We start from the raw sequence: 26,719 nt of genomic DNA, 5'->3' as shown, positions 1-26,719 counted from the left end.
CCGGCTCATACCGGCTCTTGTAGCGGGGTTCTCATCGGCGATCCGATCGATGACAACCCCAGTCCAGGTGCGACGATCTTGACGACGGGGACACACGCGCCGGGAAAATCGCACACCACTGCGAGCGGTTCTGTGCCGGCGCGGGCCGCGACCGCCGTCGCGGCCCGGATCGTCAACTCGGGCAATGAATCGGAACCAGGTGCATGCCATAACATCTCGGGCGCGGCCGGCAACCTTGTCGGCGGTGGCTGCACGGCGGCGGGCATGTCGGCGAACCGCTCGAAGACTATCGACGGAAGGTCTTCGCGGGCTCCGCTGAACGCGGTGAGGCGGGATTGAGCCGCCTCGGTGATCGCTCGTGACAACGCGACATTGGGGTCGTGATGCAGTCCGCTGCCGCTGAATGGAACACCCACCCTCGGTGACATCAGTTCAACGGCAAAGCAGTAATAGTCATCCCAAACGTCAAGGCGGGCGATACGCAACTCACTTCCGGCCCGATAAATCTTTTCGACGAGGTCAGCGCATTCGCCGCGATTGACATCCTCAGGCCGGACTTCAAACATCCTCCATCCCGCCACAGCCGCACCTACTGCATGCCGCTCCATGAGTTCGTACAGGCCGTGCAGGGTCGCCTCGTAGTAGCTGTTGCCCGACGCTAAACCTTGCGTATGCATCGCGAACATCGGCGGTCCCCAACGATCGCTGACCGAAACATTCACGGTGACGATGGCCCATGGCACCCAGGTCGGCCGGCCCGTGAGCAGTGTTGTGGCCCTCATCCAGTCGAGCTTCACGCCAGTGTGGTACAGGCTTCCGGGCGGGCGAGCCAGGAGAGCGGGGTCATAAGTCAAAGCCGGGCGCAGATCTTCGCCGGCCGTGAATTTCAGGTCAGCTGTGGCATTCTCGGCATGCCAGTACTCGAGCGCTTCCATCACGGCCGAAACCTGCGCCGCGCGGTAGTTAGTGGCTTTTCCCTGGCTGACCGAAACCGTCAGCGATGCCGGTCGCACGGCCTGCGCCGTGGGAATGCCGAGATCGTCCAGCCACGTGAGATCGGCCACCCGGGTGATGCAAGCAGCCCCAAGCAGCGGCTGAATAGCCAGCCAGGTCTGCTCGGGGCTGATGGTGCGGTGCGTGCCCTGCCGATAGCCGATTTTGGCCGGGTCGGCCGAGCCAAGCGACCGGACCGGCCAATAAGACCAATCCGGACCGACGCTCCCTGCCGTGCTGACTGACCGCACATCCGTCATGTCAGCACACTATTTCAACGATCCGGGATTGCTGTTATGCGCGGCGAAACCCGGCAATCCGGGACTGCGGTCAGTCGATGGAGAAGCAGATGAACGCCATCGCCTCGATCTCAGCTGAGTTCTCGCCCTCGGTCTTGCTGTTGAATAGTTGCTCGTAGGACATTATCCGACCTCCTGTTATTCGTCGCAGCCGAAACCTTGATGCTGCCTCGCGACTTATCCTGCAGGAGCGGTGGCGCTGACGCCGTCCACCGACCGGCCATTTTCGCGGGCGATGAACGTCCCCCGAATGGGGTACTGGTCCGTGTCCGATCGGTGGACATCTTTCAGCGGATCCGCCGACGCGGAAAAGTCAGCATGCAGTGATCGCTAAGGTAGGGATCTCGTAGACATTCCGCACGAAGGGCCGTGGCGATGACGCCGACCGTAGACGACCTGGTTTCCGTGGACCGCGGAGAGATCGATCGCCGCATTTTCAGCGACGACGAGATCTTCGAACAGGAGATGAGCAACATTTTCGGGCGAGCCTGGCTCTTCCTCTGCCACGAGACACAGATCCGCGGGCGCGGTGACTTCTTTCAAACGGTGATGGGCAAGGACAATATTCTCGTAGTGCGACAGCGCGATGGATCGGTCAAGGCTCTGCTCAATACCTGCGCGCATCGTGGAAATGCAGTGTGCCGGGCCGAGGAAGGGACCGCCCGGAACTTCCTGTGCACTTATCACGGGTGGTCCTACAACATCGACGGCCGATTGCAGGGTGTTCCGGGACAACGCGTTTTCTACCAACCCGAGTTCGACCGCTCTCATTACCGGTTGGCCGAGGTTGCGCAGGTCGCGTCTTACCAGGGCTTCATTTTCGGCACCCACGATGCCACTGCGCCGCCGCTCGAGGAGTTTCTCGGCGCCACCGGTCGTCTGGGACTTGACCTGCTGGCTTGTCGCGGAGACATGGAGGTGGTTCCAGGAATTCAGAAATTCATCATCGACTGTAACTGGAAGTTCGCGCTGGACAATCTTTACGACTGGTACCACCCACCGGTCACCCACGCCTCCGCGTTCGCCAAAGGAGTGCTTAACGCCGATCCTGCTTCTTCCGCCGCCTCCGCCGAGTCCGGCGACGATACCGATGGCAGCGGGCAGAGCGACACGGATCCCGGGTCGCCGGTCAGCGGCACCACCGGCACGAATTTCGAGCACTCTGTCGTGCTGGGCGAGTACGGCCATGCCATCGGTGGGCCGATCGCGTCCTCGCCGGGCAACTTCGACCCGGACCCGTCCTGGCGCAGCACCGACACCGCGCGCGAGGCTCTCGGCCCCGTCGGCGCCACGGTCGCTGGACACGCCGGCATCTTTCCCACCACCTGGTTGACTACGACATCCCAGCTGTCGCTACGAATACCCCGCAGCGTCAACCGAACCGAGATCTGGTGGTTCACTTTTGTCGACCGCTCCGCCTCGGAATCGACGCGCAGCAAGACGATCTCGCTCGCCAACAGGGTGTTTGGTCCCGCCGGCCTACTCGAACAGGACGATGGTGAGAACTGGGCGCAAAGCACGATGCAAACCTACGGCGAGGCCAGCAGGCGCATACCTCATCTGGTCAACATGGGCCTGGGGCGCGGCCGCATCATCAAGGAGCACGGACTGGCGCGCATCGATGGGCCGACGAGCGAGTATGGCCAACTGTGGACCTACCATTCCTGGTTGCAATGGATGAAAAGGCCCGACTGGCAACAGCTTCGACTCAGCACCACGCCAGGCGAACAGCTGTGAGCGTCCGGGCGGCCGAGATCGTTGATCCGGGCGCGCTGATGGCGATGGTGCTGCACCACCGAGTTGAACGATTCCTCTACGACGAGGCGGCCCTACTCGACCAGCGCCGATTCGAGGAATGGCTGGAATTGTTCACGAACGACACGCACTACTTCATGCCGATCCGCCGGACGCGGATGCAAGCAGAGATTGATCGCGAGTTCACTCGACCTGGCGAAATGGCGTTCTTCGATGACGACAAAGAAGCGCTCAGATCCCGAGTCACCAAACTCATGACCGGACGCTCCTGGTCGGAGGATCCGCCTTCTCGCACGCGACACCTGATCACCAATGTTCGCATCACCGACACCCGGGGTGCGGAGCTGGATGTCGAGTCGAATTTTCACCTGTATCGAACCCGCCTGAATTCCGAGGAGGATTCTTGGATCGGGAGCCGGAAGGATATTCTCCGGCAGGTGGATGGCAAGTTTCAGATCGCCTCGCGCACAATATATCTGGAACAGACCGTATTACTGTCGCGCAACCTCAGCAATTTGTTCTGAGAAGCTGGTGGGCTGACGATGGGGTGGATGGAAGACACTGTGGCGTTGGTCACCGGCGCGGGTTCCGGACTCGGCCGAGCAATCGTCGAACGTTATCTGTCAGAGGGCGCGCAAGTCGCGGCGCTTGAGATCAATGAAGACAAGGCCGCAGCCCTGCTTCGTGATTTCGGGACCGATATCTGTGTCACCATCGGGGATGTGACCGAGTTCGACGACAATGTCCGCGCGGTTGACGATGCAGTGAGCGCATTTGGCCGCCTGGATGTGTTCGTGGGAAACGCGGGATTATGGGATTTTGGTCTGTCCTTGGAAACTCTTGACTCACAACGACTTTCGAAGGCATTCGACGAGATCTTCGCCGTGAATGTCAAGGCCTGTCTGTTTGGCGCGAAGGCCGTGCTGCCGCAATTGCGCGAGACGAAGGGCGCAATGATATTCACGGTGTCCAACGCGGGGTTCTGGCCCGGCGGCGGCGGCCCGCTGTACGTGTCTTCCAAGCACGCGGTGATGGGGTTGATCAAGCAACTCGCTTACGAGCTGTGCCCAGACGTTCGCGTCAATGGCGTTGCGCCCGGAGGAATGTCGTCCGATTTGCGAGGACCGCCGGCCCTCGGACTGGACAACACCGCAATCTCTGACCTCCCGATCGACGAACTGATGCGCAAGTTCTCGCCGCTGGAGCGGTCCGTTCGCCCTGCGGACTACACAGGTCATTATGTCCTGCTGGCTTCGCGCGACAACGCCAGCACAGTCACCGGGTCAGTCCATAACTGCGACGGGGGTGTGGGCATACGGGGGCGGCGCGAACTCGAGGAGCGACGGAAAGGATGAACGTAGGTACCGCTTGCCTGCTCAGATGGTAGATGTCGGGTCACCGCCCGCTTAGGGTGAAGCGGGTATTCGAAAGAGGTGGCTGATCCATGACGCAGAGTCGCGTTAAACGAGTGGTGGTCTGGGGCACCGGCTTCGTGGGCCGCATGGTGATCCCCGAGATCGTCAAGCATCCGCTGTTCGAGTTGGTGGGCGTCGGTGTCAGCAACCCGGACAAGGTGGGCCGCGACGTCGGCGACATCTGCGGACTGGACGAACGGGTCGGCATTGCCGCCACCGACGACGTCGACGCGTTGATCGCGCTGCAACCCGACGCGTTGGTGCACTACGGCCCGACAGCCATGCACGCCAAGGACAACATCGCGCTGATCACCCGCTTCCTGCGGGCCGGGATCGACGTGTGTTCGACGGCCATGACGCCGTGGATCTGGCCGACCATGCCGCAGAACCCGCCGAACTGGATCGCCCCCATCACCCAGGCCTGCGAGCTGGGGGAGTCGTCCTGTTTCACCACCGGCATCGACCCCGGGTTCGCCAACGACCTGTTCCCGATGACCCTGATGGGCCTGTGCTCCGAAGTGAAGCGAGTGCGCGCCTCGGAGCTGCTGGACTACACCAACTACGAGGGCGACTACGAACGGGAAATGGGTATCGGGCGTGAACCCGAGTTCAGCCCGATGCTGGAGAACCGCGACGTGCTGATCTTCGCCTGGGGCGCGACCGTCCCGATGATCGCCCACGCAGCCGGCATCATGCTCGATGAGATGACCACCACCTGGGACAAATGGGTGACCCCGACGGACCGCAAGTCCGCCAAGGGCGTCATCAAGGCAGGCAATGTCGCGGCCGTCCGGTTCACGATCAACGGGCTCTACCAGGGGGAGACACGCATCCAGCTCGAGCACGTCAACCGTATCGGGCTTGACGCCGCTCCGGATTGGCCGACCGGCCACGCCAACGACGTGTACCGGGTGGACATCGAAGGCACCCCGAGCATCTTCCAGGAAACCGCGTTCCGGTTCACCGACGGCTCGGGCCGGGATGCCGCGGCCGCCGGATGCCTGGCGACCGGAATGCGCGCGCTCAATGCCGTCCCTGCCGTCAACGAACTGTCGCCGGGCTGGGTGACCGCGCTGGATCTGCCACTGATCCCGGGCGCAGGTACGATCCGCTGACCAGCACTCATACCGCCGGCGCATAGCCGGCGCATTGATCGGCTATAGGTTTTACCGAAAGAATGAGGCGGGGGGACGTGGGGATGGAACCAGATGGCAGATGGAGCTAGGCCCGCGCTGGGCCTGTCGATCGGCGCCACGAATCTGGCTGCCGTCACGCCCGACCATGCCATCACTCGCAAACCCGTCCTGACCCTGTACCGGCAGCGCCCGCCCGAGGTCGGGGTGCCGTCGGAGAACCCTCGGCTGGATGAACCCGGCCTGGTCATCAGAGATTTCGTGGACCGGGTGGGAGACCGGGTCGGCATCGTGGCGGCCGATGGTTCCGTGCACCGCAGCGAAGCCCTGGTCGCCGACGGATTGCGGGCGCTGGCCTACGCCGCCACCGGCGGGCGCGCGCTGCCAGACCGTGTTGCGGTGACCTATCCGGCCCACTGGGCGCCGCCGGCGGTCGACGCGCTGGGCGGTGCGGTGAGTCGGGTCTCGGAGTGGTCCCACCAAGCCACCCCGGTGACCTTGATCCCGGATGCCGCGGCAGCGCTCTTCGCCGTGCGGGCCAACCCGGGCATACCGGCGCGGGGGACCGTCGCGGTGTGCGATTTCGGTGGAAGCGGTACCAGCATCACCCTGGTTGACGCCGCCGCGGACTATTTCCCGGTCTCGCCGACTGTCCGGTATCACGACTTCTCCGGCGATCTCATCGACCAGTCGCTGCTGACCTACGTCATATCGGAGATGTCCGGCACCGGTTCGTTCGATCCGTCGGGCACCGCGGCGATCGGATCACTGACCCGATTGCGGGCGGCCTGCCGCACTGCCAAAGAACGACTTTCGGCGACAACGGCCACCACCCTCTCCGAAGAGGTGCCCGGGGTTGGTGGGGACATCCGGCTCACGCGCAACGAGCTCGAGGAGACGATCCGCGGGTCGCTGACCGGGGCGCTGGGGGTGCTCGACGAAACGTTGAGCCGCAACGGTTCCGGCTTGGTGGCGATCGTGACCATGGGGGGTGGCGCCAACATTCCGCTGGTGACCACGTCGTTGTCCGGCCGGTTCGGCGTGCCGGTGATCACCACCCCGCGCCCCCAGCTGACCGCCGCCATCGGCGGTGCGCTGCGCGCTGCGCGGGGTCCCGCCGACACCAGTGCGACGACGTTGACCCCGGCGGCGCCCCCCGCGCCGCTGGTGGCTGCGCCCCCGGCGCCGCCCGCCGACGACTACCCGCCGGAACTGGCCGACGCGGCTCCGGTGTCGGCTATGCAACCGGCCCTGGCGTGGTCGGAAGCCGAGGACGAGTCGCGCGTCATGCCGGCGGCGTCGTCGGCCGCGGCTTCGGGGTATACGGCTGCCCGTCCGCAGATGAAGTTCGAGCGTGAAGCGCGGCCGGAGCCGGAGCGGAAGGCGTCGCCGATTCCGTGGTACCGCCTGCCGGCGGTCATCGCCATCGGCGCGGTGGTGGCGGTGCTGTTGGTGGGAACTGCGGTGGCGATCGGCTTGACCTCACACGACAAGGGCACCAAGTCGCCGGGGGTGAACACCTCGCCCGCGACGCCGCGCAGTTCCGCGCCGCCCCCGCCTACCAGCACCGAGACTCCCAGCCCCGAGCCGCCGCCCGCTTCGACGCCGGAACCTCCGCCGCCGACTCAGACACCCGCCCCGCGCCCGCGAACCACACAGGCGCCGCCGCCGGTCACCTCCGAAGAACCTGCGCCGGTCACCACCACGGCGCCACCACCGGTGACGACCCAGCCCCCGGTGACGACACAGCCGCCGGTGACCACCCAGCCACCGGTCACGACTCCGCCTGTCCTGCCGCCTCTTCCGCAGCTGCCGCAGATCCCCGGGCTACCGCCCATCCCGGGAATCGTCCCCCAGGGCGGCTGAAACCCGGCTACGTGCCGGGTCTACGTGCCGGCCTTCTCCCGGTCCTCGCGGTCCTGCTTGGTCGCTTCCAGGATTTCCTTGTTGAACTCTTTGTCCTTGTCCAGGTTGTCCTTGACGCGTTGCTCGGCTTCTTCGCGGAGCTGCTCGACCGACTTGTTCTCGTCTTCGGCGTTTTCGTTGGCCTCGGCAGCACGCTCGCTTTCGGCGGTGTTCTTCGCCCGCCCGCCGCCATCGTTGCCGTCCGGGCTCTCGTCGTTGCCGTCCAGGCGTCTGTCGTTGCCGGCGTCGCTCTTCGCGGCTGACGTGTCTGCCTCGCCGGTCGCATCTGAGTTTTCAGCCTTCGCCTTGGCGGCCGGCGAGTCGTCGTCCTCGGAGTATTTGGGGTTGCCGTCGTCGTCGAGCCACTCGTTGACTGCGGTGCCGGTGATGGTCTTGCCCGACCCGGGCATCACCAGCGTCGGCTTGTCTTCGTAGGCCGACATCATCTCTTTGGCCTTTGCCTTGGCCTTTTCGTCCGGCTCGGGCTTCTCGGTGGTGTCCCTGACGCCGCGGTTCCCGTTATCGTCGTTCTTGTCGGCCTCGGCAGTACTCACGGCACCATCATCGGTCTTGCTGGTGTCCTGACCAGCTGATTCGTCCTCGTGCGCGCTCATGCTCGTGCCCCCTAAGGCGTTGCTTGCGACCGACCCTGCGTGAGGGTTACCACATCCGCGTCGCGTCGAAACGCCTGCTACGGCGAATTCCGCTTGGCCAATACCAGGGCTGCGAGCGGAATCCGCATCGGCTCGGGCGCGTTAGCCAGGCGCTCGGCAACCCCGGCCTCGAGTTGCTCGACAAAGTCCACTCCACGCGGGTCGCTGAACCCACCGTCCAATCCCGCCCGCAGGGTCGGGAACAGGGCGGCCCGGGCGAACGCCGCCCATTGGGCCCCGAAAGCCACTGCGTCTGAATCGCTTTCGTATCTGGCCCAGAACCGATCCTTGGCATTGAACAGGTCCAGATGCTCGATCGTCAGGCCCTCGAACCAGCCGCGCGGGGCGAACGGGGCGCGAAAGTCCTTCTCGGTGCGGGCCACCACGGGGATGACCATGCGCCGCACCTCGTCGGCCCGCACCAGGCCCCGCCCGACAAGGTCTCCCAGCGCCGACATCAGTGCCTCGTTCAGCGGGCGGTAGCCGAATTCGCCGTCCTCGTCGAGGGCCATGGTCAGCACCACCAGCCGGCCGCCGGGACACAACTCGCGGCCCCGGAACGCGACGAAGTCATTCCAGTCCAGCGCCGACTGGTGTTCGTAAGCGCGCCGGGCGTCGGTGTTGCCGGTGAACGCGACATGCACATGATCGGTGAATTCCGGCGCTCCCTCAGGAATACGGCTCAGCCACTGGATCGCCCACGACGTCCAACCGAGGTTGACGGTGCCGGTGGGCAGAATCTGCTGATAGAAGGATCGTCCGATCGCCGAGGTGAAGCTTGCCGAGTCGATGTTCAGGTAGCTGTCCGGGTCGTCGGACAGCGTCTGGAACAACGCGGTGAAGTCGTTCTGCGGTACGTCGGTGTGCGCCACCAGGATTGCGTGGTCATGGCGGGTGCGGGTGCGTAACACCTGGATCGCGGCGGCCATCGGCTTGAGCGAGTTGTAGCCGGTGGCCGCGCCGTAGTCGGCGATGATGACCGGCTGCGGCGGTCTGGGCAGCGGCACCTGTTGCGCCGCCTGCTCGAACAGGCCGATTGCCGGCACCAGGCCGGCCGCCTGCAGACGCGACGAGTGGGTGTACGTGGCCGACTCCATCGGCTCCGGACGCACCACGACGCTCGATTCGGGCAGGCGGACTACTGGCTGGGGCTCAGTTCGCCGAGGGGTAGCTGACACCGGTGAGCTTCTCCGAAATCTCCCAAAGTCGTTGACAGTGTTCGTCATTGGCTGCGCGCGACGGCACCTTGGCTTCGGTGACCCCGCCACCGGCGGCCTCGAAGGGGCCGCGCGGTCCGTAGAACGCGCCGCCCTCGGCGCCGGGTGTGACTGCCGCGTAAAGCGCCGGCAGGATGCCTTCTTGAATCTCCTGCCACAGGAAGGGGGCGTACTTCCACGACGTGGTGTACAGCCGCTGCATCAGAGCCGGTTTGTCCCGGCCGTGGGAAGGTCCACTGATCTGCAGATTGGTCTTGGTGAGGCCGGGGTGTGCCGCGTTGGACATGATGCCCCAGCCGGCCCGGCTGCTGCGCCGATCCAATTCCCGGGCGAACATCAGCACCGCCAGCTTCGACTGTCCGTACGCCGCCATCGATGCGTAGGACTTCTCAAACTGCAGGTCGTCGAAGTGGATGCGGCCGCGCCGGGCCGCGATGCTGCTCAGCGACACCACGCGCGCGGCCTGCGCCGCCCGCAGTAGCGGCAGCACATGCGCGGTGAGCGCGAAATGGCCGAGATGGTTACTGCCGAACTGTAATTCGAAGCCATCCGCGGTGGTGTCGCGCTCCGGCGGGGTCATCACGCCGGCGTTGTTGATCAGGATGTCGATCGGGCGGCCGTCGGCGTTGAGTTGCGCGCCCAGGGCGGCGACGGAAGCCAGTGACGCAAGATCCAGCGGTTTGATGGTCAGGCTGGCGTCGGGCACAGTCTTGCGGATCTCTTCAATGGCTGCCTCGCCCTTGCGCTGGTTGCGGATGGCCATCACGACATCGGCGCCGCCTGCCGCCAGGCGCTTGGCCAGGCCGAAACCCAGGCCGCTGTTGGATCCGGTGACGACGGCCAGCTTGCCGGACAGATCGGGCACCGTGGCGACGAGATCGTTGGCCATGCGAGAACTCCTTCTCCGGTTGCGTGGTCTGCGCTCGCAAACAGTGTCCCCCGTCGCGGTCGCGCATGACACACTGCCTGGATGAATAGCAGACGGGTCGCCAAGCTTTCGTTGACCCTCGCGATCGTGACGCTGGTGGTGGCGGTGGCCGGGTTCATCGCCACGCTGGTGCTCAATGCATTCTTCCTGGACGACTACGACGCCTACGGCGAGGTGCCCATTCCGGGCAGCGGCAGCGTGCACCTGCCGGCCGGGCAGGCCACCGTCAGCCTGCACACCCTGGTCATCGGCGGCACCAACGGAGGCGGTCTGCCGGTGCCCCCGTTGCGCATCTCGATCACCCCGCCCGACGGCGTGGCGCAGCCGGAGGTCACCGAAAGCATCGGCAGTACAACCACCGTCAACAACGACGCCCATGTGCGGGTGTGGAACGTCCAGGTGCCGGTGGAGGGCACCTACAGCGTGATGACCGACGGGCAGGTGAACGGATACATCAATCCCCGGTTGGCTTTCGGGCATCAGAGTTCGTACGGAAACTTGGTCTGGGTTTTTGTCGCGCTGTTCGTCGTCGGTCTCATCGATCTGGCGGTGTCGACCATGTGGCTGAGCCGTGTCCGTCGCAGGCCGGTGCCTTCTGCTGCGGGAAGCATCGCGTTCTCGGCGCCGGTGGTGGCCTACGAGCCCACCGGTGCCGGCGTCCGCGTGGAGCGGTTGAAAACCATTGCCGCACTGCGTGATTCAGGTGCATTGACCGAAGAGGAGTTCCAGGCCGAGAAGCGGCGGATCCTGGACGGGCACTAGCCCTTCTGGGCCCCCCGCCTGGGCAGCCGCTGGGTGCCGAGCGCCCGCGTTTTGCCACGACACGCCGCTGCGGGCGGCATTTTGCGGTTCGCTCACGGGAGGGGGGCGGCGCCCCGGCAGCGTATGGGCGCTCAGTGCCCGCGGGCGACCCACTCCTCGTAGTGCACGATCTCGTCCCCGATGGTCGTGCTGTCGCCGTGGCCGGTGTGTACCAGGGTTTCGCCGGGCAGCTTGCCCAGGCGCTCGGAAATCGACCGCAGAATCGTCGGGAAATCCGAATACGAGCGGCCGGTGGCCCCTGGACCACCCGAGAACAGCGTGTCACCGCTGAACACCACGCCGAGATCGTGGACATACCAGCACACCGATCCCGGCGAGTGCCCCGGTGTGTGCAGGGCCCGCAACTCGGTGCCACCGACCTTCAGCGCGTCACCCTCGGAGACGGGGCGAAAATCGCTGTCCGGATGCGTCATTCGCCACAGCACCTCGTCGGCGGGGTGCAGCAGCACCGGCGCGTCAAGCGCCTTGCCTAGTTCGGGAGCCACCGTCACGTGGTCGTTGTGGCCGTGCGTGCACACCACCGCGACCACATGACGCCCGTCGACGGCCTCGATGATCGGCGCCGCGTCGTGGGCGGCATCGAACACCACCACGTTGGAATTGTCGCCGACCAGCCAGATGTTGTTGTCGACTTCCCAACTGCCGCCGTCGAGTTCGAAGGTGCCGTGGGTGACCAGCCGATCGATGACCACCATTAGAGGATCACCACCGAACGCAGTACCTTGCCGTCGTGCATCTTGTGAAAAGCCTCCTCGATGCCGTCTAACCCGATTCGCTCGGAGACAAACTTCTCCAACGGCAGCCGGCCCTGTAGATACAGGTCGATCAGGGTGGGGAAGTCACGCTCGGGCAGGCAGTCGCCGTACCAGGAGGACTTCAGCGAACCACCCCGGGAGAAGAAGTCGACCAACGGCATATCCAGCCGCATGTCGGGGGTGGGCACCCCGACGAGCACCACGGTTCCGGCCAAGTCGCGCGCATAGAAAGCCTGCTTCCAGGTTTCCGGCCGGCCGACGGCCTCGACCACCACGTCGACCCCGAAGCCGTCGGTGAGGTCCTGGATCGTCTCGACGACATCGAACTCCCGGGCGTTGACGGTGTGCGTCGCGCCGAAGTTGCGGGCCCACTCCAACTTCGTGTTGTCGGTGTCGACCGCGATGATCTTCTTGGCTCCCACCAGCGCGGCGCCGGCGATCGCGGCGTCACCCACGCCGCCGCAGCCGATCACCGCCACCGTGTCGTCGCGGGTGACGCCGCCGGTGTTGATGGCCGCGCCGATGCCGGCCATCACCCCGCAGCCGAGCAGGCCCGCGACGGCGGGATCGGCCTCCGGATTGACCTTGGTGCATTGCCCGGCCGCCACCAGCGTCTTGTCGGCGAACGCTCCGATGCCCAGAGCCGGGGTGAGCTCGGTGCCATCGGTCAGCGTCATCTTCTGTTCGGCGTTGAAGGTGTCGAAGCAGTAGGCGGGCCTGCCGCGCTTGCAGGCCCGGCACTGCCCGCACACCGCGCGCCAGTTCAGTACGACAAAGTCACCCGGTGCGACGTGAGTGACACCGGTCCCGACGGCTTCCACAGTGCCGGCGGCCTCGTGCCCGAGTAGAAACGGGTACTCGTCGTTGATCCCGCCCTCGCGGTAGGTGAGGTCGGTGTGGCACACGCCGCAGGCGATGATGTCGACGACGGCCTCGCCCGGTCCCGGGTCGGGGATCACGACGTCGACCACCTCGACGGGTTGGCCCTTGCTCCGTGAAATCACGCCGCGCACTGTCTGACTCATGACTTCTAACCTACGGTGTAGCGTCCCTGATCATGACGGCACCCGAGACGGCAGAAGCCTTTACCGAGCGCATCGTGGCGACGATCGACAACGCCAGCCTGACCTTGCTCCTGAGTTTGGGGCATCAGACCGGGCTGTTGGAAACCATGGCCGGGCTGGCGCCTTCCACCAGTTCCGAGATCGCCGAAGCCGCCCACCTCAACGAGCGGTATGTCCGAGAGTGGCTGGGCGGAATGACAACCGGACGAGTGGTCGATTACGACGCCGCGACCGGGACCTACTCGTTGCCCGCCCAGCGTGCGGCGGTGCTGACCAGTGCCGCCGGCCCGAACAACCTTGCTCTGGTGGCACAGTTCGTGCCGCTGCTCAGTGAGGTGGAACAGAAGATACTCGGTTGTTTCCGGGCAGGCGGCGGCCTGCCCTACAGCGAGTTTCCGCGCTTCCACACGTTGATGGCTCAACAGAGCGGCGTGGTGTTCGACGCCGCGCTCGTCGACGTGGTGCTACCGCTGGTAGACGGACTGGTCGAACGTCTTCGCCGCGGCGTCGATGTCGCCGATTTCGGTTGCGGCAGTGGACATGCCGTGAACGTGATGGCTCAAGCGTTTCCGGCCAGCCGGTTCACCGGGATCGACTTCTCCGAAGAAGGCATTGCCGTCGGCCGCGATGAGGCGGCTCGGCTTGGTCTGCCCAACGTGACGTTCGAGAGCCATGACCTGCCTCACTTGGACAGGTCGGCAGCCTATGACGTCATCACGGTGTTCGATGCCATCCACGACCAGGCCCAGCCGGCCCGCGTGCTGGAAAACATCCACCGCGCCCTGCGCCCCGGCGGCGTGCTACTGATGGCAGACATCAAGGCGTCGAGCCGCCTCGAGGACAACATCGACGTTCCGATGCGCACCTACCTCTACACGGTGTCGCTGATGCACTGCATGACCGTGTCCCTGGCACACGACGGCGCCGGGTTGGGTGCGGTGTGGGGCGCGCAGTTGGCTCAGTCGATGCTCGCCGACGCCGGCTTCGACGACGTGGTGGTGGCCGAGATCGAGTCGGACCCGATCAACAATTACTACATCGCCCGCAAGTGATGGCAGTTCTCGACGCCATCGAGGACTGGCCGGTGCCTAATGCCGCCGCCGCCATCGTCGGCCCGGCCGGAGTGCTGGCCACCCACGGTGACACCGCGAGCGTCTTCACGCTGGCATCGGTCACCAAACCGATCGCGGCCAGGGCCGCGCAGATCGCCGTCGAGGAGGGCGTCGTCGACCTCGACACCGAAGCAGGGCCGCCCGGATCCACCATCCGCCACCTGCTGTCGCACGCCTCAGGCTTGGCGATGCTCTCCGGCGACGTGCTGGCCCGGCCGGGTACCCGCCGGATCTATTCGAACTATGGGTTCGCCGTGCTGGCCGAAAAGATCGAGCGGGAATCGGGCATCGACTTCGGGCGCTACCTCACCGAGGCGGTGTGCGAGCCGCTGGGCATGACGACGACCAGGCTGGACGGCGGCGCGCAGACAGCCGGTTTCGGGGCGACATCGTCTGTTGCCGACCTGGCCAGGTTCGCCGGGGACTTACTGCGCCCGGTGACGGTCTCGGCGCAGATGCACGCCGACGCGACGACGGTGCAGTTTCCGGGCCTCGACGGTGTGCTGCCCGGATACGGCTCCCAGCGGCCCAACGATTGGGGTCTGGGGTTCGAGTTGCGGGATTCGAAGTCACCGCACTGGACCGGCGCGGGCAACTCGGTTCGCACCTACGGCCATTTCGGCCAGTCCGGGGGTTTCATCTGGGTAGATCCGGAGGCGGACCTGGCCCTGGTGGTGCTCACCGACCGCGACTTCGGCGAGTGGGCGCTGGACCCGTGGCCGTCGCTGTCGGATGCGGTCTTGGAAGCCCACGCATGAAACGAAAATGCACACTAGCGCAACACAGGCATCACAGGGCACAATAGACACGCAAGACACAAAATTTGATACGCAGCAACTTTTGCTTGAGCGGGTTCACCAGGTCGTTGGGGAAGACGTCCCTCGTGGAACCGAAGGAGCAAGAAGATGCATGCGTCGAATCAATTCGCCGACGTGACGGCCGGTGTGGTGTACGTCCACGCCTCGCCGGCGGCGGTGTGCCCGCATGTCGAGTGGGCGTTGTCGTCGACCTTGCAAGCCAAGGCGAATTTGGTGTGGACGCCACAGCCGGCCATGCCGGGGCAGCTGCGCGCGGTCACCAACTGGGTGGGGCCCGTCGGGACTGGTGCCCGCTTGGCGAACGCGTTGCGCTCGTGGTCGGTGCTGCGGTTCGAAGTCACCGAGGACCCCAGCCCGGGCGTCGACGGCCATCGGTTCAGCCACACCCCACAGTTGGGGCTGTGGAGCGGGCCGATGAGCGCCAACGGCGACATCATGGTCGGTGAGATGAGATTGCGGACGTTGATGGCCCAGGGTGCCGATACCCTTGCCGCCGAACTGGATTCGGTCCTGGGCACCGCGTGGGATGACGCCCTCGAGCCGTACCGCGACGGCGGCGACGCCGGCGAGGTGACGTGGCTGAGCCGGGGCGTCGGCTAGCCCACCTCCCGCGAGCAGACGCCAAATCGCACCGGAACACGTGTTCCGGTGCGATTTGGCGTCTGCTCGGCGGTGGTCAGGTGACCGGCACTGACACGGGTTTGGCCGACACCGGCATATCGACATTGCCCTGACATGTGCCGCTGGCGATATCGGTGTGGAAGACGCCGGTGAGGATGCCGTACTGCCCTGGGGTGTATACCGTTATCGACTTCGCCGGATCGTATTCGACGGTGCCGTCGGGCAACAGGCAGTCCCACTTCCAGGTCATTTCGCGTACCCACTGCGAGCCGTTCCAGGTGAATTCGATGGTGCGCGGCATCGATTCGTGCTTGGGCGGGGGAGGGTTCTCGATCGTGGCGACACAAACGCCCGCGGTGCAACTCGAGGTCAGCGAGACGCTGGAGCGGTGGGCGAACTCCGGCTGACCGGCCGCCACGCTGGTACCGGATTTCGCGTTGGCGCCGAGCACGAGAATGTATTCGCCGTTCCAGGAGGCGACTTCACCCGCGTGCGCCATCGGCGCCACGCACAGCGGAACCACTAGGGCCGCTGCGGCGGCCACTGTTGTCTTGGCAAGACGCGACATGCTGAACATGTCGCGTCCGGTGACCGGGTTGTTACATCTGCTTGGGCCGCAGCACCTGCAGCGCCGCGGGCACCGCGGAGATCTCCGCCGGCAGCGGAGAGGCGTAGTCGCCGTCGGCGTACACGTTGATGCCGGGGCACTCCACCTCGACGGTCTTGGCCCGCGCGGTGGTGACCTCGTCGAGCTCCACATGAGTGCCTTTGAGAGCGGTGGGAAAGAAGCGGGCCAGCTTCATCCGAGACTCCGACTTCACCATGGTGAGGTCGAGCAGGCCGTCGGACCGGTCGGCGTTGGGACAGATCAGCATCCCGCCGCCGTAGCTGCGGGTGTTGCCGAAGGCGGTCATGGTGAGGTCGGCCTCGATCACCTGCTGGCCGTCGAGCACCAGCCGAAACGGCAGCAGGCGCAGCCGGGACAGCTCGGCGAACATCGCGATGTAATACCGCATCCGCCCGTGTGGCCAGGTCATGCGGTTGGCCCGGTCGGTCACCAGGGAGTCGAATCCGGTTGCCGCCACAGTGCCGAACCACTTGTTGACGCCGTGCTGATCGCGGATCCGGCCCAGGTCAATCGTTTCCGTCCACCCGTCCACCACAACGTCCGCTGCCGCCTCGGGATCCTTTGTGGGAATACCGAATTCACGCGCATGGTCGTTTCCGGTGCCCGCCGGGATGATGCCCAGCGGTACATCGGTCTGCGCGAGCACCTGCAAGGCGTTGGAGATGACGCCGTCACCGCCGGTGACGACGACCGCATCGGTGCCCTTCTCCAGCGCCGCGGCGACCAGGAAGCGCGCGTCCTCGGCACCGTCGCCGATGATCTCGACGACTTCGACACCGTGCTTGTGAAACCGGGCGATCGCGCGTTGCGCGGCCTCGATTGCGGCACCGTGCCCCGACAGGGGATTCGTCAGCGCGGTCACCTTGCCGATCTCGCGCCGGCTCAGGACGGGGGAGTGCTCCTGCGTCACGGAATCAGCTTGCCGGGATTGAGAATCCCGGCTGGATCCAGGGCGGCCTTGACCGCACTCAACACCTGCACACCGAGTTCGCCCACCTCGTCGCGCATCCACGCCCGGTGGTCGGCGCCGACGGCGTGGTGGTGGGTGATGGTCCCGCCGGTGGCCATGATCGCGTCGCACGCGGCCTTCTTGGCGGCCCACCACTGTGCGACCGGATTGCCGCGCTGCCCGGCGACCACGGTGAAGTACAGCGAAGCCCCCGTCGGGTAGACGTGCGAGACGTGGCACATCACCAGCGCCGGGGTGCCCGACTCGGCCAGCGAACCGGTCAGCGCCTCGGTGACGGCGGCCTTCAGGGCGGGGATGTTCGCCCAGTCGGTGGCCGTCTCCAGCGTCTCGCACAGTGCGCCGGCGGCCAGTAGCGAGTCGCGCAGGTAGGGCGCGCTGAACCGGCCGTGCTCCCAGGTCTTGGCCGGGCCTTCACCGAGTGAGGTGCCGCCGTTGGCTTCCAGCAGCGCACGGGTTTCGGCGTGCCGGCTTTCGGCATGTTCGGGGGTGCCCTCGAACAGGGTCAGCCCCAGACATCCGCCGGCGCTTTGACTTTCGCCGATCGTCTCGTGGGTGGCGAGGTTGACACCCGTCTCCACCTCATCGGAAAGCCGCACGATGGTGGGGCCGGTGCCGGTCTGGGTGATGGCCCGCAGGGCGGCGACTCCGGTGGCGAAGTCCGGAAAGGACCACGCCTCGTAGCGCGTGGTCTCCGGGACCGGGTGCACCCGCAGTCGCACCTTGGTGATGACACCCAGGGTGCCTTCCGAACCGATCGCCAGTTGGCGTAGATCCGGGCCGGCCGCCGAGGCCGCCACCCGGCCCAGGTCCCACACGCCCACCGGGGTGACCATCCGCAACCCCAGGATCATGTCGTTGAACCTGCCGTAGCCGGCGGAATCCTGGCCGGACGAGCGGGTCGCGGCGAAGCCCCCGATGGTGGCGTACTCCCAGCTCTGCGGGAAGTGTCCGAGCGAGAAGCCGTGCTCGCCCAGCAGACGCTCGGCCTCCGGACCGGTGACGCCGCCGCCCAATTCGGCGATGCCGGACACGGTGTCGATCGAGTGCAACTGGTTGAAGCGGCGCAGATCCAGCGAAATCACGGCGCCGAACCGCCCACGGGTGGGGTCCAGTCCGCCGGTGACGTTGGTGCCCCCACCGAACGGGACGACCGCGATGCCGTGGTCGGAGCAGTAGCGCAGAATTTCCAGCACCACGTCGTCGTCACCGGGCAGCAATACCGCGTCGGGCGCATCCTGGACCCCGCGGTCCTTGCGGCGCAGCATGTCGGGGGTGGACTTGCCGCCGGCGTGCAGGAGGCGGTCGCGGTCGCCGGTGCGCAAGAATTCCGCGCCGACGATCTTGGCCAGCCCGTCCTGATCGGTCTGCGACAGGGCGCACGCCCGCAGTTTCACCTCGTCGGGCTGCAGCTCGGCCTCATCCGAATCCTCAAGGCCCACGACCTGCTTCAGCAAGCCGCGGATCCCATCGGAGAGTGGCTTGGCCGCGGCGGGATCCCCCCACGCGTTCCATTTCATCGGCGGAAGGAGTTCATCGAGGTGCGTCATGCGTTACAGTATTACACATGGTGTCAATGAGTAATGACCCAAACATGGATACCGGGGATCGAATCCTAGCCGCGGCAGCCAGCTGCGTGGTCGATTTCGGTGCCGACCGGGTGACGCTCGCCGAGATTGCCCGCCGTGCCGGCGTGAGCCGCCCGACGGTCTACCGCCGCTGGCCGGACACGCAGTCGATCATGTCGACGTTGCTGACCAACCACGTGACCGACGCGATGCGGGACGTGCCCTTCGACGGCAATGACCGCGAAGCCCTGGTGCAACAGATCGTCGCGGTGGCCGATCGGTTGCGCCGGGACGACCTGATCATGTCGGTGATGCACTCTGAGCTGGCCCGTGTTTACATCACCGAGCGCCTGGGCGCGAGCCAACTCATCCTGATCGAGGGGTTGGTCGGTCGGCTGGAAGCCGCCCAACGCACCGGCAGCGTCCGGCCGGGCGACCCCCGTCAGCTCGCGACCATGATCCTGCTGATCGCCCAGTCGACCATCCAATCCGCCGACATCGTCAAACCGATCCTCGACGACGAGGCCCTGGCCACCCAACTCACCTACACATTGAACGGATACCTGTCCTGATGGAGAACCCGACCGCTCTCAACGCCGCACGACGCACCGCCGACCTGACCGCACTCGCCGACGGCTCGGAGGTCGACGTCGTCGTCATCGGCGGGGGTATCACCGGCGCCGGCATTGCCCTGGACGCCGCGTCCCGGGGACTGCGGACGGTGCTGGTGGAAAAGCACGACCTGGCGTTCGGTACCAGCCGCTGGAGTTCCAAGCTGGTGCACGGCGGTCTGCGCTACCTGGCCAGCGGCAACGTCGGCATCGCCCGGCGCAGCGCCATCGAGCGCGGAATTCTGATGTCGCGCAACGCTCCTCATCTGGTACACGCGATGCCGCAGCTGGTTCCGTTGCTGCCGTCGATGAACCACGCCAAGCGCGCGCTGGTGCGGGTGGGCTTTCTGGCCGGCGACGCGCTGCGGGTGATGGCGGGCACATCGTCGTCGACGCTGCCGCGGTCGCGCTGGATTTCATCGCGCCGGGTTATGGAGCTGGCGCCGACAGTGCGGCGTGAGGGCCTGGCCGGGGGATTGCTCAATTACGACGGGCAGTTGATCGACGACGCTCGGCTGGTGACGGCGGTGGCCCGCACCGCGGCCCAGCACGGCGCCAGGATCCTTACCTACGTGGCCGCCTCGGAGGCCACCGCCACCTCGGTGCGGCTCACCGACCAGCGCACCGGGGAGTCGTTCGAGGTGAAGGCGGCAGCGGTGATCAGCGCGGCCGGGGTCTGGGGCGGCGACATCGATCCGGCGCTGAAGTTGCGGCCAAGCCGCGGAACACATTTGGTGTTCGACGCGGCGGCGTTCGGCAATCCCACCGCGGCGCTGACGATTCCGATCCCTGGCGAACTGAACAGGTTCGTGTTCGCCATGCCCGAGCAGCTCGGCCGGATCTATCTCGGGCTCACCGATGAAGATGCACCCGGGCCCATTCCCGACGTCCCCGAACCCTCGGCGGCCGAGATCGCGTTCCTGCTCGACACGGTGAACACCGCACTGGGCGCCGCCGTCGGACCGTCCGACGTGATCGGCTCCTACGCCGGCCTGCGGCCGCTGATCGACACCGGCGAGGGCCGTACCGCCGACGTGTCGCGCGATCACGCCATCTTCGAGTCGCCGACCGGCGTGTTCAGCGTGGTCGGCGGCAAACTGACCGAATACCGTTACATGGCAGAGGATGTGCTCAACCGGGCGATCGCCGAGCGGAAGCTGCGCGCCGGAGAGTGCCGCACCCGTAACCTGCCGCTGATCGGCGCGGCGGCCAATCCGGGACCCGCGGCCGGACCCGGGAGCGTGCCGGCGTCCATGGTGGCGCGCTACGGCGCCGAGGCCGCCAACGTTGTCGCGGTGGCAACGTGCGAGCGGCCTACCGAGCCGGTCGCCGACGGCATCGACGTGACCAGGGCGGAGTTCGAGTACGCGGTCACCCACGAGGGCGCGCTGGACGTCGGTGACATTCTGGATCGGCGCACCCGCATCGGATTGGTGCCGCGTGACCGGGAGCGGGCGCTCAGTGCCGCCGGGGAATTCCTGGCCGGCGTGGGTTGATCACGCGCCACTGGTTCGGCCCGACCTCGTTCGGGTAACAGACGTGTCGATGAATACCGAAGGTTCGCGGCAGTGGTCGCTCGACGAGATCACCGTCACGGATCGCGCCGCGATGTCTCGGGCCATCACCGGCACCGCTATCGGCAACGTCATGGAGTGGTACGACTTCGGCGTCTACGGCTACATCGCCACCACGATCGCGCAGCTTTTCTACCCCGGCAACAGCGCCAGCGCAGTCCACCTGATCGCCACCTTCGGCACCCTGGCGGCGGCGTTCGTGGTGCGTCCGATCGGCGGAATGATCTTCGGCCCGCTCGGCGACCGCATCGGCCGCAAGCGGGTGCTGGTGATCACCATCCTGATGATGACGACAGGCACGACGATGAGCGGCCTGCTCCCCGGCTACAGCGCGATCGGCATCTGGGCGCCGATCCTGCTCGTCGTGGCCCGCGTCTTTCAGGGTCTGTCGACCGGCGGTGAGTTCGTGGGCGCAATGACCTACCTGGTCGAGCAGGCGCCCGACCGCAAGCGCGGCATGCTGGTCGGCTTTCTGCCCCTGGGCAACCTGATCGGTTTCGTCGTCGCCGGGTTCCTGGTGACCGGGCTGCAGGCGTGGCTGCCGGCGCGCGACTGGTTGGCGTGGGGCTGGCGGGTGCCGCTGCTGCTGGCCGCGCCGCTGGGCTTGGTCGCGCTGTATATGCGGCTGCGGCTGGGCGAATCACCCGCGTTCGCACAGCTGGAGGCGGACGTGCGGGAAGAGGGTCGGCGCCACCAGTTCCGGCACACGGTGGTCGAGCAGTGGCGGCCGATGCTGATCTGCGCCGCCCTGGTGCTGACCTCCCAGGTCGCCGATTTCATGGTCACCGGCTACCTGCCGACCTATCTGAAAACGGTTGTGCACGTGGGAGAAACGGCCGCCTTGGTGATGATCGTAGCTACTCTGGCCATCCTGATGGCGACGATCGTGTTCGTCGCCAAACTGTCCGACCGGATCGGCGTCAAGCCGATCATGCGGGCGGGCTGCGTACTGCTTGTCGTGGCGTCCATCCCGGCTTTCCTGTTGATGCGTTTCGGCAGTGCCTACCCCGTGGTGTTCGTCGGTGTGCTGCTGATCGGCCTGATGGAACTGTGTTTTGACAGCACGACTCCGTCGGCGCTGCCGGCGCTGTTTCCCACCAGGGTGCGCTACGGGGCGTTGGCCATTTCCTACAACCTGTCGATCTCTACCGTCGGCGGCGTGACCCCGTTGATCGCCCAGGCGCTGATCACCAGCACCGGCAACCCGATGGTGCCGGCCTACATGTTGATATTCGCCGGGGTGGTGGGTGTGCTGACGCTGTTGTTCACGCCGGAGGTCGCCGGCAAGCCGCTACCCGGGTCGGGTCCCGCGGTCGAGACCGAAGCCGAAGCCCGCGCCCTGGCCGAGGTTGCTGAGTAGACGCAAAATCGCACGTTTCCGGCCGGAAACGTGCGATTTTGCGACTGCTCGCCAGGGGAAGGGGACCCCGCGGTAGAGAGCCTGGGACTACAGCGGGATGTTCTTGTGGCGGCCACGGCGCGCCGGCGCCTGAGCCAGCGCCTCGGTGAGCTTGCTGCGGGTGTGCGACGGGTCGATCTTCTCGTCCACCACACCGATGTCGATGGCGCTGTCCACGCCCCCGGCGATCCGCTCATGCTCGGCGGCCAACTCGTCGTGCAACGCCTCGCGCTCGTGGTCCGGTGCGGCGGCCAGCTTGCGCTTGTGCAGGATGCCGACGGCGGCCTTGGCGCCCATCACCGCGACCTCGGCGTCCGGCCACGCGAACACCTTCGTCGCGTTGAGTGAGCGGGAGTTCATCGCAATGTAGGCCCCGCCGTAGATCTTTCGCGTCACCAGGGTCACGCGCGGAACCGTCGCCTCGCCGAAGGCGTGCAGCAGCTTGGCGCCGCGTCGCACCACGCCACCCCATTCCTGGTCGACACCGGGCAGATACCCCGGCACGTCGACGATGACCACCAGCGGGATGCCGAACGCGTCGCACAGGCGCACGAAACGCGCTGCCTTCTCGGCACTTTCGGAGTTCAGGCAGCCGCCCAGCCGCAGCGGGTTGTTGGCCAGCACACCGACCGTACGACCCGACAACCGGCCGAGGCCGACCACCATGGACGGCGCCCACTTGGCCTGGAATTCCTCGAATGGCGCGTCCGAGTCGAGCACTGCGGCGACGATCGGGTGCACGTCGTACGCCCGTCGCGACGACTCGGGCAGCAGCGCCCTGATGTCGGTGTCGCCGGCCTCGGCCTTGCTGCGGTCGAAATGCCCTTGCTGGCAGAACAATCCAACCAGCCGGCGGCCACGCTCGTAGGCGTCCAGCTCGTCGTCGGCGACGATGTGGCACACCCCGGACTTCTTGTGGTGGGTCTCGGGCCCACCCAGAGAAGCCATGTCGACGTCCTCGCCGGTAACGCTGCGGACCACGTCGGGTCCGGTGACGAAGACCCGGCTTTCGGGCGCCATCACGATGACGTCGGTCAGGGCGGGCCCGTAGGCGGCGCCGCCGGCGGCGAAGCCGACGACCACCGAGATCTGCGGGACGTAGCCCGACGCGCGGATCATGGCCTCGAAGACCTGCCCCACCGCGTGCAGTGCCCGCACACCCTCGGCCAGCCGGGCGCCGCCGGAGTGCCAGATGCCCACGATCGGGCTCTGCTCCTCGATGGCGGTGTCGTAGGCGTTGACGATGTGGGCACATCCTTCGACGCCCATGGCGCCACCCATCACCGTGCCGTCGGTGCAAAACGCAATGGTGCGGACGCCGTTGACGGTGCCTGCGGCGGCAAGCACCCCTGAGCGGTCGCGCTCGTGCAGCAGCTCGATGCTGCCGTCGTCGAGGAAGTTGCTCAGACGCAACAGAGGATCGCGAGGGTCGAGCGACTCGCCAACCGCCTCGGGGGCCATGATTGTCATCGCAGGTCTCCTGTTTTCCGGGTGTTGCTCTGGTTTATCCGGTGGTACTTGGTGTTCTCTAAAGACGCCGTCTAGTAACGCCCGAAGGCGATCGCCACGTTGTGACCGCCGAAGCCGAACGAGTTGTTGATCGCGTACTCGTAATTACCGGGCCGGGGCTTACCCGACACCACGTCCAAGTCGATCTCCGGGTCGAGGTTGACCAGGTTCAGTGTCGGCGGGATCACCTGATCCCGCAATGCGAGCACAGTCAGGATGGACTCCACCGCCCCGACCGCACCCACCGAGTGGCCGAGAGCGCCCTTAGGTGCAAACACCGCCGGCTTGTTGCTGCCCAGCGCGTTGTTGATGGCCCTGCCCTCGGCCACGTCACCGACCTGAGTGCCGGTGGCGTGGGCGTTGACGTGACTGATGTCGGCGGGAGTCAGACCCGCCAGCTCGATCGCCCGCGTGATCGCGTGTCCGGCCCGGATTCCATTGGGGTCGGGCGCCACCATGTGGAAGCCGTCCGAGGTGATGCTGGCACCCATGATGCGGGCCAGGATGTTGGCGCCGCGGGCCTTGGCGTGCTCCTCGGTCTCGATCACCATCAACGCGGCGGCCTCGCCGAACACGAAGCCGTCGCGGTCCTTGTCGAACGGGCGACACGCACCGGCAGGGTCGTCGTTCTTGGTGGACATCACGATGCGCATGTTGGCGAACCCGGCGATGGGCACTGCCTCGATCTTGGTCTCCACCCCACCGCAGATCGCCATGTCGGCCTCACCGAGCGCAATCTGCTGCCAGGCGCGGGCGATGCCCTCGGCCCCGGAAGCACATGCGGAGATCGGCGTCATGACACCGGCCTTGGCGTGGCGCTCCAGGCCGATCGCCGCGGCCGCCCCGTTGGGCATGTACTTCTGCACGGTCAGCGGGGAGATCGCGCGGAAGCCGCGCACCCGCATCTCGTCGTATCCGAAGACGAGTTCCTCAGCCGAACCCAGTCCGGTGCCGACCGACACCATCAACCGGTCGGTGTCGACTTCCGGTGAGCCGGCGTTCTCCCACACCCGTCGCCCCAGGATGGTGGACATCCGCTGCAGGTAGCCCGTCCGGCGCAGCTCGACACGCGTCAGTTGACTGTCGAACTCCTCCAGCAGGTGCCCGCCGATCTTGACCGGCAGGTCGAACTCCTCGACGAAATCATCCTCGAGGGTGCGGATCCCACTTTGGCCGTCGAGCAGACATTTCCACGTGTTCTCGGCGTCGGTGGCCAAGGCGGTCGTCATGGCAATGCCGGTAACGACCACATTCGGGAATGCTTTCCCGGTAACCAGCTCTGTCATGGCTCTTGCGAACCGTTCCTTCCGTCCTAGTAACGCCCAAACGCGAGCGCTACGTTGTGACCGCCAAACCCGAAGGAGTTGTTGATCGCGTAGCGGTACTCGCCGTAGCGAGGCTCGCCTGCGACCACATCCAGGTCAATCTGTGGGTCTGGGGTCTCGTAATTCAATGTCGGTGGTATGACTCCGTCCCGAAGGGTCAACACCGTCAGCACCGATTCCAGCGCGCCAACGGCGCCGATCGAGTGCCCGAGCGCCGATTTCGGCGCGTACACAGCGGCGGATTCACAACCGGCCGCCCTGAGTGCGTTGGCTTCGGCAGCATCGCCGATCGGCGTCGCGGTTCCGTGCGCATTGACGTGGTCAATGTCGCTGGGGGATAGGCCCGCCAGCTCCATCGACCGGGTCATGGCCTTGCCGGCGCGTTCGCCGTTGGGGTCCGGAGCCACCATGTGGAAGGCGTCCGACGTGATGCCGGCACCCAGCAACCGGGCCAGCGGCTTGGCGCCGCGTGCCTTGGCGTGCTCCTCGGTCTCGATGATCATCAGCGCCCCGGCCTCACCGAACACGAAGCCGTCCCGGTCCTTGTCGAACGGTCGCGACGCGCGCTCCGGCTCGTCGTTTCGCGTCGACATGGCCCGCATCATCGAAAACGCCGCGATCGGCAGCGCCTCGATGGGCCCTTCGACCCCGCCGCAGACGGCGAAGTCCGCGTCTCCCATCACGATCTGACGCCACGCGTGGGCGATGGCCTCCGAGCCCGATGAACAGGCCGACACCGGAGTGATCACTCCGGCGCGGGCCCCGAGCTGCAGGCCCACCACCGCCGCGGCCCCGTTGGGCATGATCATCTGAACGGCGAGCGGCGACACCTTGCGGGGGCCACCCTCGTTCATCAGGTCGTAGCTCTCCACGATCCGCTCGGCACCGCCCAGGCCGGTGCCGACCACGACGCTGAAGCGGTCGGGATCGACCTCGGGGGTTCCCGCGGTCTCCCACAGTTGCCCGCTGAGCAACTTGGCCAGCCGCTGGACGTAGGACATGCGCCGCAGATCGAGACGGCCCATATGAGTGTCGACGGGTTCCTTGAGGTGGCCACCGATCTTCGCCGGTAGGTCCCACTTGGTGATGAACTCGTCTTCGAGGACGCGGATGCCGCTTTCGCCGGCCAGCAAGCCCTTCCACGTGCTCTCGATGTCCGGCGCGATCGAGGTCGTCGCCGCGACGGCGGTCACCACAACGTTGGGGTAACCGCCATTAGCAGTGGAAGGCTTGCTCACTTGCTTTCCAGCCTCGCCTGCACGTTCGCAGCAGCCTCGGGGTTCTCCGACACGAGCTTCGAACGCAGCGCCTCGGCAGCCTCGGGGTTCTCTTCCTCGAGCTTCTGGATGTAGGCGACGACGTCACCGACGGTACGCAGACCGGCGAGGTCCTCGTCCGGGATCTTCACGCCGTACTTGTCCTCGGTCTGCACGGCGATCTCCACCATCGACAGCGAGTCGATGTCCAGGTCGTCGACGAACGACTTCTCCGGGGTGACCTCGGAGGGCTCGATACCCGTGACCTCTTCGATGATCTCGGCGATACCGGCGATGATTTCTTCCTGACTGACGGCCACAGTGAGTTCCCTTCGTAATATGTTGTGTGTAAACCGATTTGACGTGCTCTTAAGTTTCTGGACAGAGGCGGC

25 protein-coding genes are annotated in these 26,719 nt (G+C 66.1%); 12 read left to right on the top strand and 13 right to left on the bottom strand.

The window, feature by feature from the left end:
* Window positions 1-5 precede the first annotated feature (5 nt).
* Window positions 6-1,253 (bottom strand): YcaO-like family protein, encoded by a 1,248-nt coding sequence (locus AC5Y7D_RS00585; RefSeq protein ID WP_499920492.1) that lies wholly within the window; start codon window positions 1,251-1,253, stop codon window positions 6-8.
* Between the two features lie 414 nt (window positions 1,254-1,667).
* Between AC5Y7D_RS00585 and AC5Y7D_RS00580 the strand changes: the two genes are divergently transcribed.
* The 5 genes from AC5Y7D_RS00580 to AC5Y7D_RS00560 all read left to right on the top strand — a co-directional run bounded on the left by AC5Y7D_RS00580 (window position 1,668) and on the right by AC5Y7D_RS00560 (window position 7,461).
* Window positions 1,668-3,029: an aromatic ring-hydroxylating oxygenase subunit alpha gene (locus AC5Y7D_RS00580; RefSeq protein ID WP_499920489.1), complete on the top strand. Its 1,362-nt coding sequence runs from the start codon at window positions 1,668-1,670 to the stop codon at window positions 3,027-3,029.
* Window positions 3,026-3,571: an aromatic-ring-hydroxylating dioxygenase subunit beta gene (locus AC5Y7D_RS00575; protein ID WP_499920486.1), complete on the top strand. Its 546-nt coding sequence runs from the start codon at window positions 3,026-3,028 to the stop codon at window positions 3,569-3,571. The genes AC5Y7D_RS00580 and AC5Y7D_RS00575 overlap by 4 nt, the downstream gene beginning before the upstream one ends.
* Window positions 3,572-3,598: 27 nt before the next feature.
* Window positions 3,599-4,402 (top strand): 3-(cis-5,6-dihydroxycyclohexa-1,3-dien-1-yl)propanoate dehydrogenase, encoded by an 804-nt coding sequence (hcaB, locus tag AC5Y7D_RS00570; protein WP_499920484.1) that lies wholly within the window; start codon window positions 3,599-3,601, stop codon window positions 4,400-4,402.
* Between the two features lie 89 nt (window positions 4,403-4,491).
* Window positions 4,492-5,577 (top strand): NAD(P)H-dependent amine dehydrogenase family protein, encoded by a 1,086-nt coding sequence (locus tag AC5Y7D_RS00565; protein ID WP_499920482.1) that lies wholly within the window; start codon window positions 4,492-4,494, stop codon window positions 5,575-5,577.
* A 93-nt stretch (window positions 5,578-5,670) separates the two neighbouring features.
* A complete protein-coding gene (locus AC5Y7D_RS00560) occupies window positions 5,671-7,461 on the top strand; it encodes an Hsp70 family protein (protein ID WP_499920480.1) in 1,791 nt (596 codons plus the stop codon).
* Window positions 7,462-7,481: 20 nt separating this feature from the next.
* On the opposite strand, the gene AC5Y7D_RS00555 is transcribed toward AC5Y7D_RS00560, so the two are convergent.
* The 3 genes from AC5Y7D_RS00555 to AC5Y7D_RS00545 form a co-directional block, all read right to left on the bottom strand.
* On the bottom strand, window positions 7,482-8,114 hold the full coding sequence (locus tag AC5Y7D_RS00555; RefSeq protein ID WP_499920979.1) for a hypothetical protein: 633 nt from the start codon (window positions 8,112-8,114) through the stop codon (window positions 7,482-7,484).
* Between the two features lie 77 nt (window positions 8,115-8,191).
* Window positions 8,192-9,250, bottom strand: a complete 1,059-nt coding sequence (locus AC5Y7D_RS00550) for a class I SAM-dependent methyltransferase (protein ID WP_499920478.1) — start codon at window positions 9,248-9,250, stop codon at window positions 8,192-8,194.
* Window positions 9,251-9,305: 55 nt separating this feature from the next.
* Window positions 9,306-10,259, bottom strand: a complete 954-nt coding sequence (locus AC5Y7D_RS00545) for an SDR family oxidoreductase (RefSeq protein ID WP_499920475.1) — start codon at window positions 10,257-10,259, stop codon at window positions 9,306-9,308.
* Between the two features lie 81 nt (window positions 10,260-10,340).
* Between AC5Y7D_RS00545 and AC5Y7D_RS00540 the strand changes: the two genes are divergently transcribed.
* Window positions 10,341-11,060 carry an SHOCT domain-containing protein gene (locus tag AC5Y7D_RS00540; RefSeq protein WP_499920473.1) on the top strand — a complete coding sequence of 240 codons (720 nt, stop codon included), beginning with the start codon at window positions 10,341-10,343 and terminating at the stop codon, window positions 11,058-11,060.
* 131 nt (window positions 11,061-11,191) lie between these two features.
* Here AC5Y7D_RS00540 and AC5Y7D_RS00535 read toward each other — a convergent pair whose 3' ends face one another.
* Together AC5Y7D_RS00535 and AC5Y7D_RS00530 are read right to left on the bottom strand one after the other, a co-directional pair.
* The gene (locus AC5Y7D_RS00535; protein ID WP_499920471.1) at window positions 11,192-11,815 is read right to left on the bottom strand and encodes an MBL fold metallo-hydrolase; all 624 of its coding nucleotides are present in this window, start codon (window positions 11,813-11,815) and stop codon (window positions 11,192-11,194) included.
* Window positions 11,815-12,900 (bottom strand): S-(hydroxymethyl)mycothiol dehydrogenase, encoded by a 1,086-nt coding sequence (locus AC5Y7D_RS00530; protein ID WP_499920469.1) that lies wholly within the window; start codon window positions 12,898-12,900, stop codon window positions 11,815-11,817. The genes AC5Y7D_RS00535 and AC5Y7D_RS00530 overlap by 1 nt, the downstream gene beginning before the upstream one ends.
* 29 nt (window positions 12,901-12,929) lie before the next feature.
* Here AC5Y7D_RS00530 and AC5Y7D_RS00525 point away from each other — a divergent pair, with 29 nt between their 5' ends.
* The 3 genes from AC5Y7D_RS00525 to AC5Y7D_RS00515 all read left to right on the top strand — a co-directional run bounded on the left by AC5Y7D_RS00525 (window position 12,930) and on the right by AC5Y7D_RS00515 (window position 15,469).
* Complete coding sequence (locus AC5Y7D_RS00525; RefSeq protein ID WP_499920936.1) at window positions 12,930-13,991, top strand: class I SAM-dependent methyltransferase; 1,062 nt, start codon at window positions 12,930-12,932, stop codon at window positions 13,989-13,991.
* Window positions 13,991-14,809, top strand: a complete 819-nt coding sequence (locus tag AC5Y7D_RS00520; RefSeq protein ID WP_499920467.1) for a serine hydrolase domain-containing protein — start codon at window positions 13,991-13,993, stop codon at window positions 14,807-14,809. The genes AC5Y7D_RS00525 and AC5Y7D_RS00520 overlap by 1 nt, the downstream gene beginning before the upstream one ends.
* Window positions 14,810-14,956: 147 nt before the next feature.
* Complete coding sequence (locus tag AC5Y7D_RS00515; RefSeq protein ID WP_499920465.1) at window positions 14,957-15,469, top strand: DUF3145 domain-containing protein; 513 nt, start codon at window positions 14,957-14,959, stop codon at window positions 15,467-15,469.
* A 76-nt stretch (window positions 15,470-15,545) separates the two neighbouring features.
* On the opposite strand, the gene AC5Y7D_RS00510 is transcribed toward AC5Y7D_RS00515, so the two are convergent.
* The 3 genes from AC5Y7D_RS00510 to AC5Y7D_RS00500 are packed head-to-tail and all read right to left on the bottom strand — an operon-like array spanning window position 15,546 to window position 18,605.
* The gene (locus AC5Y7D_RS00510) at window positions 15,546-16,058 is read right to left on the bottom strand and encodes an Rv2253 family sensor-like surface protein (RefSeq protein WP_499920463.1); all 513 of its coding nucleotides are present in this window, start codon (window positions 16,056-16,058) and stop codon (window positions 15,546-15,548) included.
* Between the two features lie 31 nt (window positions 16,059-16,089).
* Window positions 16,090-17,004, bottom strand: coding sequence for a diacylglycerol kinase (locus AC5Y7D_RS00505; protein ID WP_499920934.1), 915 nt, complete (start codon window positions 17,002-17,004; stop codon window positions 16,090-16,092).
* 20 nt (window positions 17,005-17,024) lie between these two features.
* The gene (locus AC5Y7D_RS00500) at window positions 17,025-18,605 is read right to left on the bottom strand and encodes an FAD-binding oxidoreductase (protein WP_499920932.1); all 1,581 of its coding nucleotides are present in this window, start codon (window positions 18,603-18,605) and stop codon (window positions 17,025-17,027) included.
* Window positions 18,606-18,652: 47 nt separating this feature from the next.
* Between AC5Y7D_RS00500 and AC5Y7D_RS00495 the strand changes: the two genes are divergently transcribed.
* The 3 genes from AC5Y7D_RS00495 to AC5Y7D_RS00485 all read left to right on the top strand — a co-directional run bounded on the left by AC5Y7D_RS00495 (window position 18,653) and on the right by AC5Y7D_RS00485 (window position 22,198).
* On the top strand, window positions 18,653-19,225 hold the full coding sequence (locus AC5Y7D_RS00495) for a TetR/AcrR family transcriptional regulator (protein ID WP_499920461.1): 573 nt from the start codon (window positions 18,653-18,655) through the stop codon (window positions 19,223-19,225).
* Window positions 19,225-20,760: a glycerol-3-phosphate dehydrogenase/oxidase gene (locus tag AC5Y7D_RS00490; protein WP_499920459.1), complete on the top strand. Its 1,536-nt coding sequence runs from the start codon at window positions 19,225-19,227 to the stop codon at window positions 20,758-20,760. Before AC5Y7D_RS00495 ends, AC5Y7D_RS00490 begins: the two co-directional genes overlap by 1 nt.
* A gap of 112 nt (window positions 20,761-20,872) precedes the next feature.
* Window positions 20,873-22,198 (top strand): MFS transporter, encoded by a 1,326-nt coding sequence (locus AC5Y7D_RS00485; protein WP_499920931.1) that lies wholly within the window; start codon window positions 20,873-20,875, stop codon window positions 22,196-22,198.
* Between the two features lie 87 nt (window positions 22,199-22,285).
* On the opposite strand, the gene AC5Y7D_RS00480 is transcribed toward AC5Y7D_RS00485, so the two are convergent.
* The 4 genes from AC5Y7D_RS00480 to acpM form a co-directional block, all read right to left on the bottom strand.
* Window positions 22,286-23,707, bottom strand: coding sequence for an acyl-CoA carboxylase subunit beta (locus AC5Y7D_RS00480; protein ID WP_499920457.1), 1,422 nt, complete (start codon window positions 23,705-23,707; stop codon window positions 22,286-22,288).
* Window positions 23,708-23,778: 71 nt separating this feature from the next.
* Window positions 23,779-25,032, bottom strand: coding sequence for a 3-oxoacyl-ACP synthase KasB (gene kasB, locus AC5Y7D_RS00475; protein ID WP_499920455.1), 1,254 nt, complete (start codon window positions 25,030-25,032; stop codon window positions 23,779-23,781).
* 26 nt (window positions 25,033-25,058) lie between these two features.
* Window positions 25,059-26,309, bottom strand: a complete 1,251-nt coding sequence (kasA, locus tag AC5Y7D_RS00470; protein ID WP_499920453.1) for a 3-oxoacyl-ACP synthase KasA — start codon at window positions 26,307-26,309, stop codon at window positions 25,059-25,061.
* The gene (gene acpM, locus AC5Y7D_RS00465) at window positions 26,306-26,647 is read right to left on the bottom strand and encodes a meromycolate extension acyl carrier protein AcpM (RefSeq protein ID WP_499920451.1); all 342 of its coding nucleotides are present in this window, start codon (window positions 26,645-26,647) and stop codon (window positions 26,306-26,308) included. Before acpM ends, kasA begins: the two co-directional genes overlap by 4 nt.
* Between the last annotated feature and the right edge of the window lie 72 nt (window positions 26,648-26,719).

This window comes from Mycobacterium sp. NGS49 (assembly GCF_059812565.1).
The sequence above is the reverse complement of the archived record's forward strand: the minus strand, read 5'-3'. Positions and strand labels throughout refer to the sequence as shown.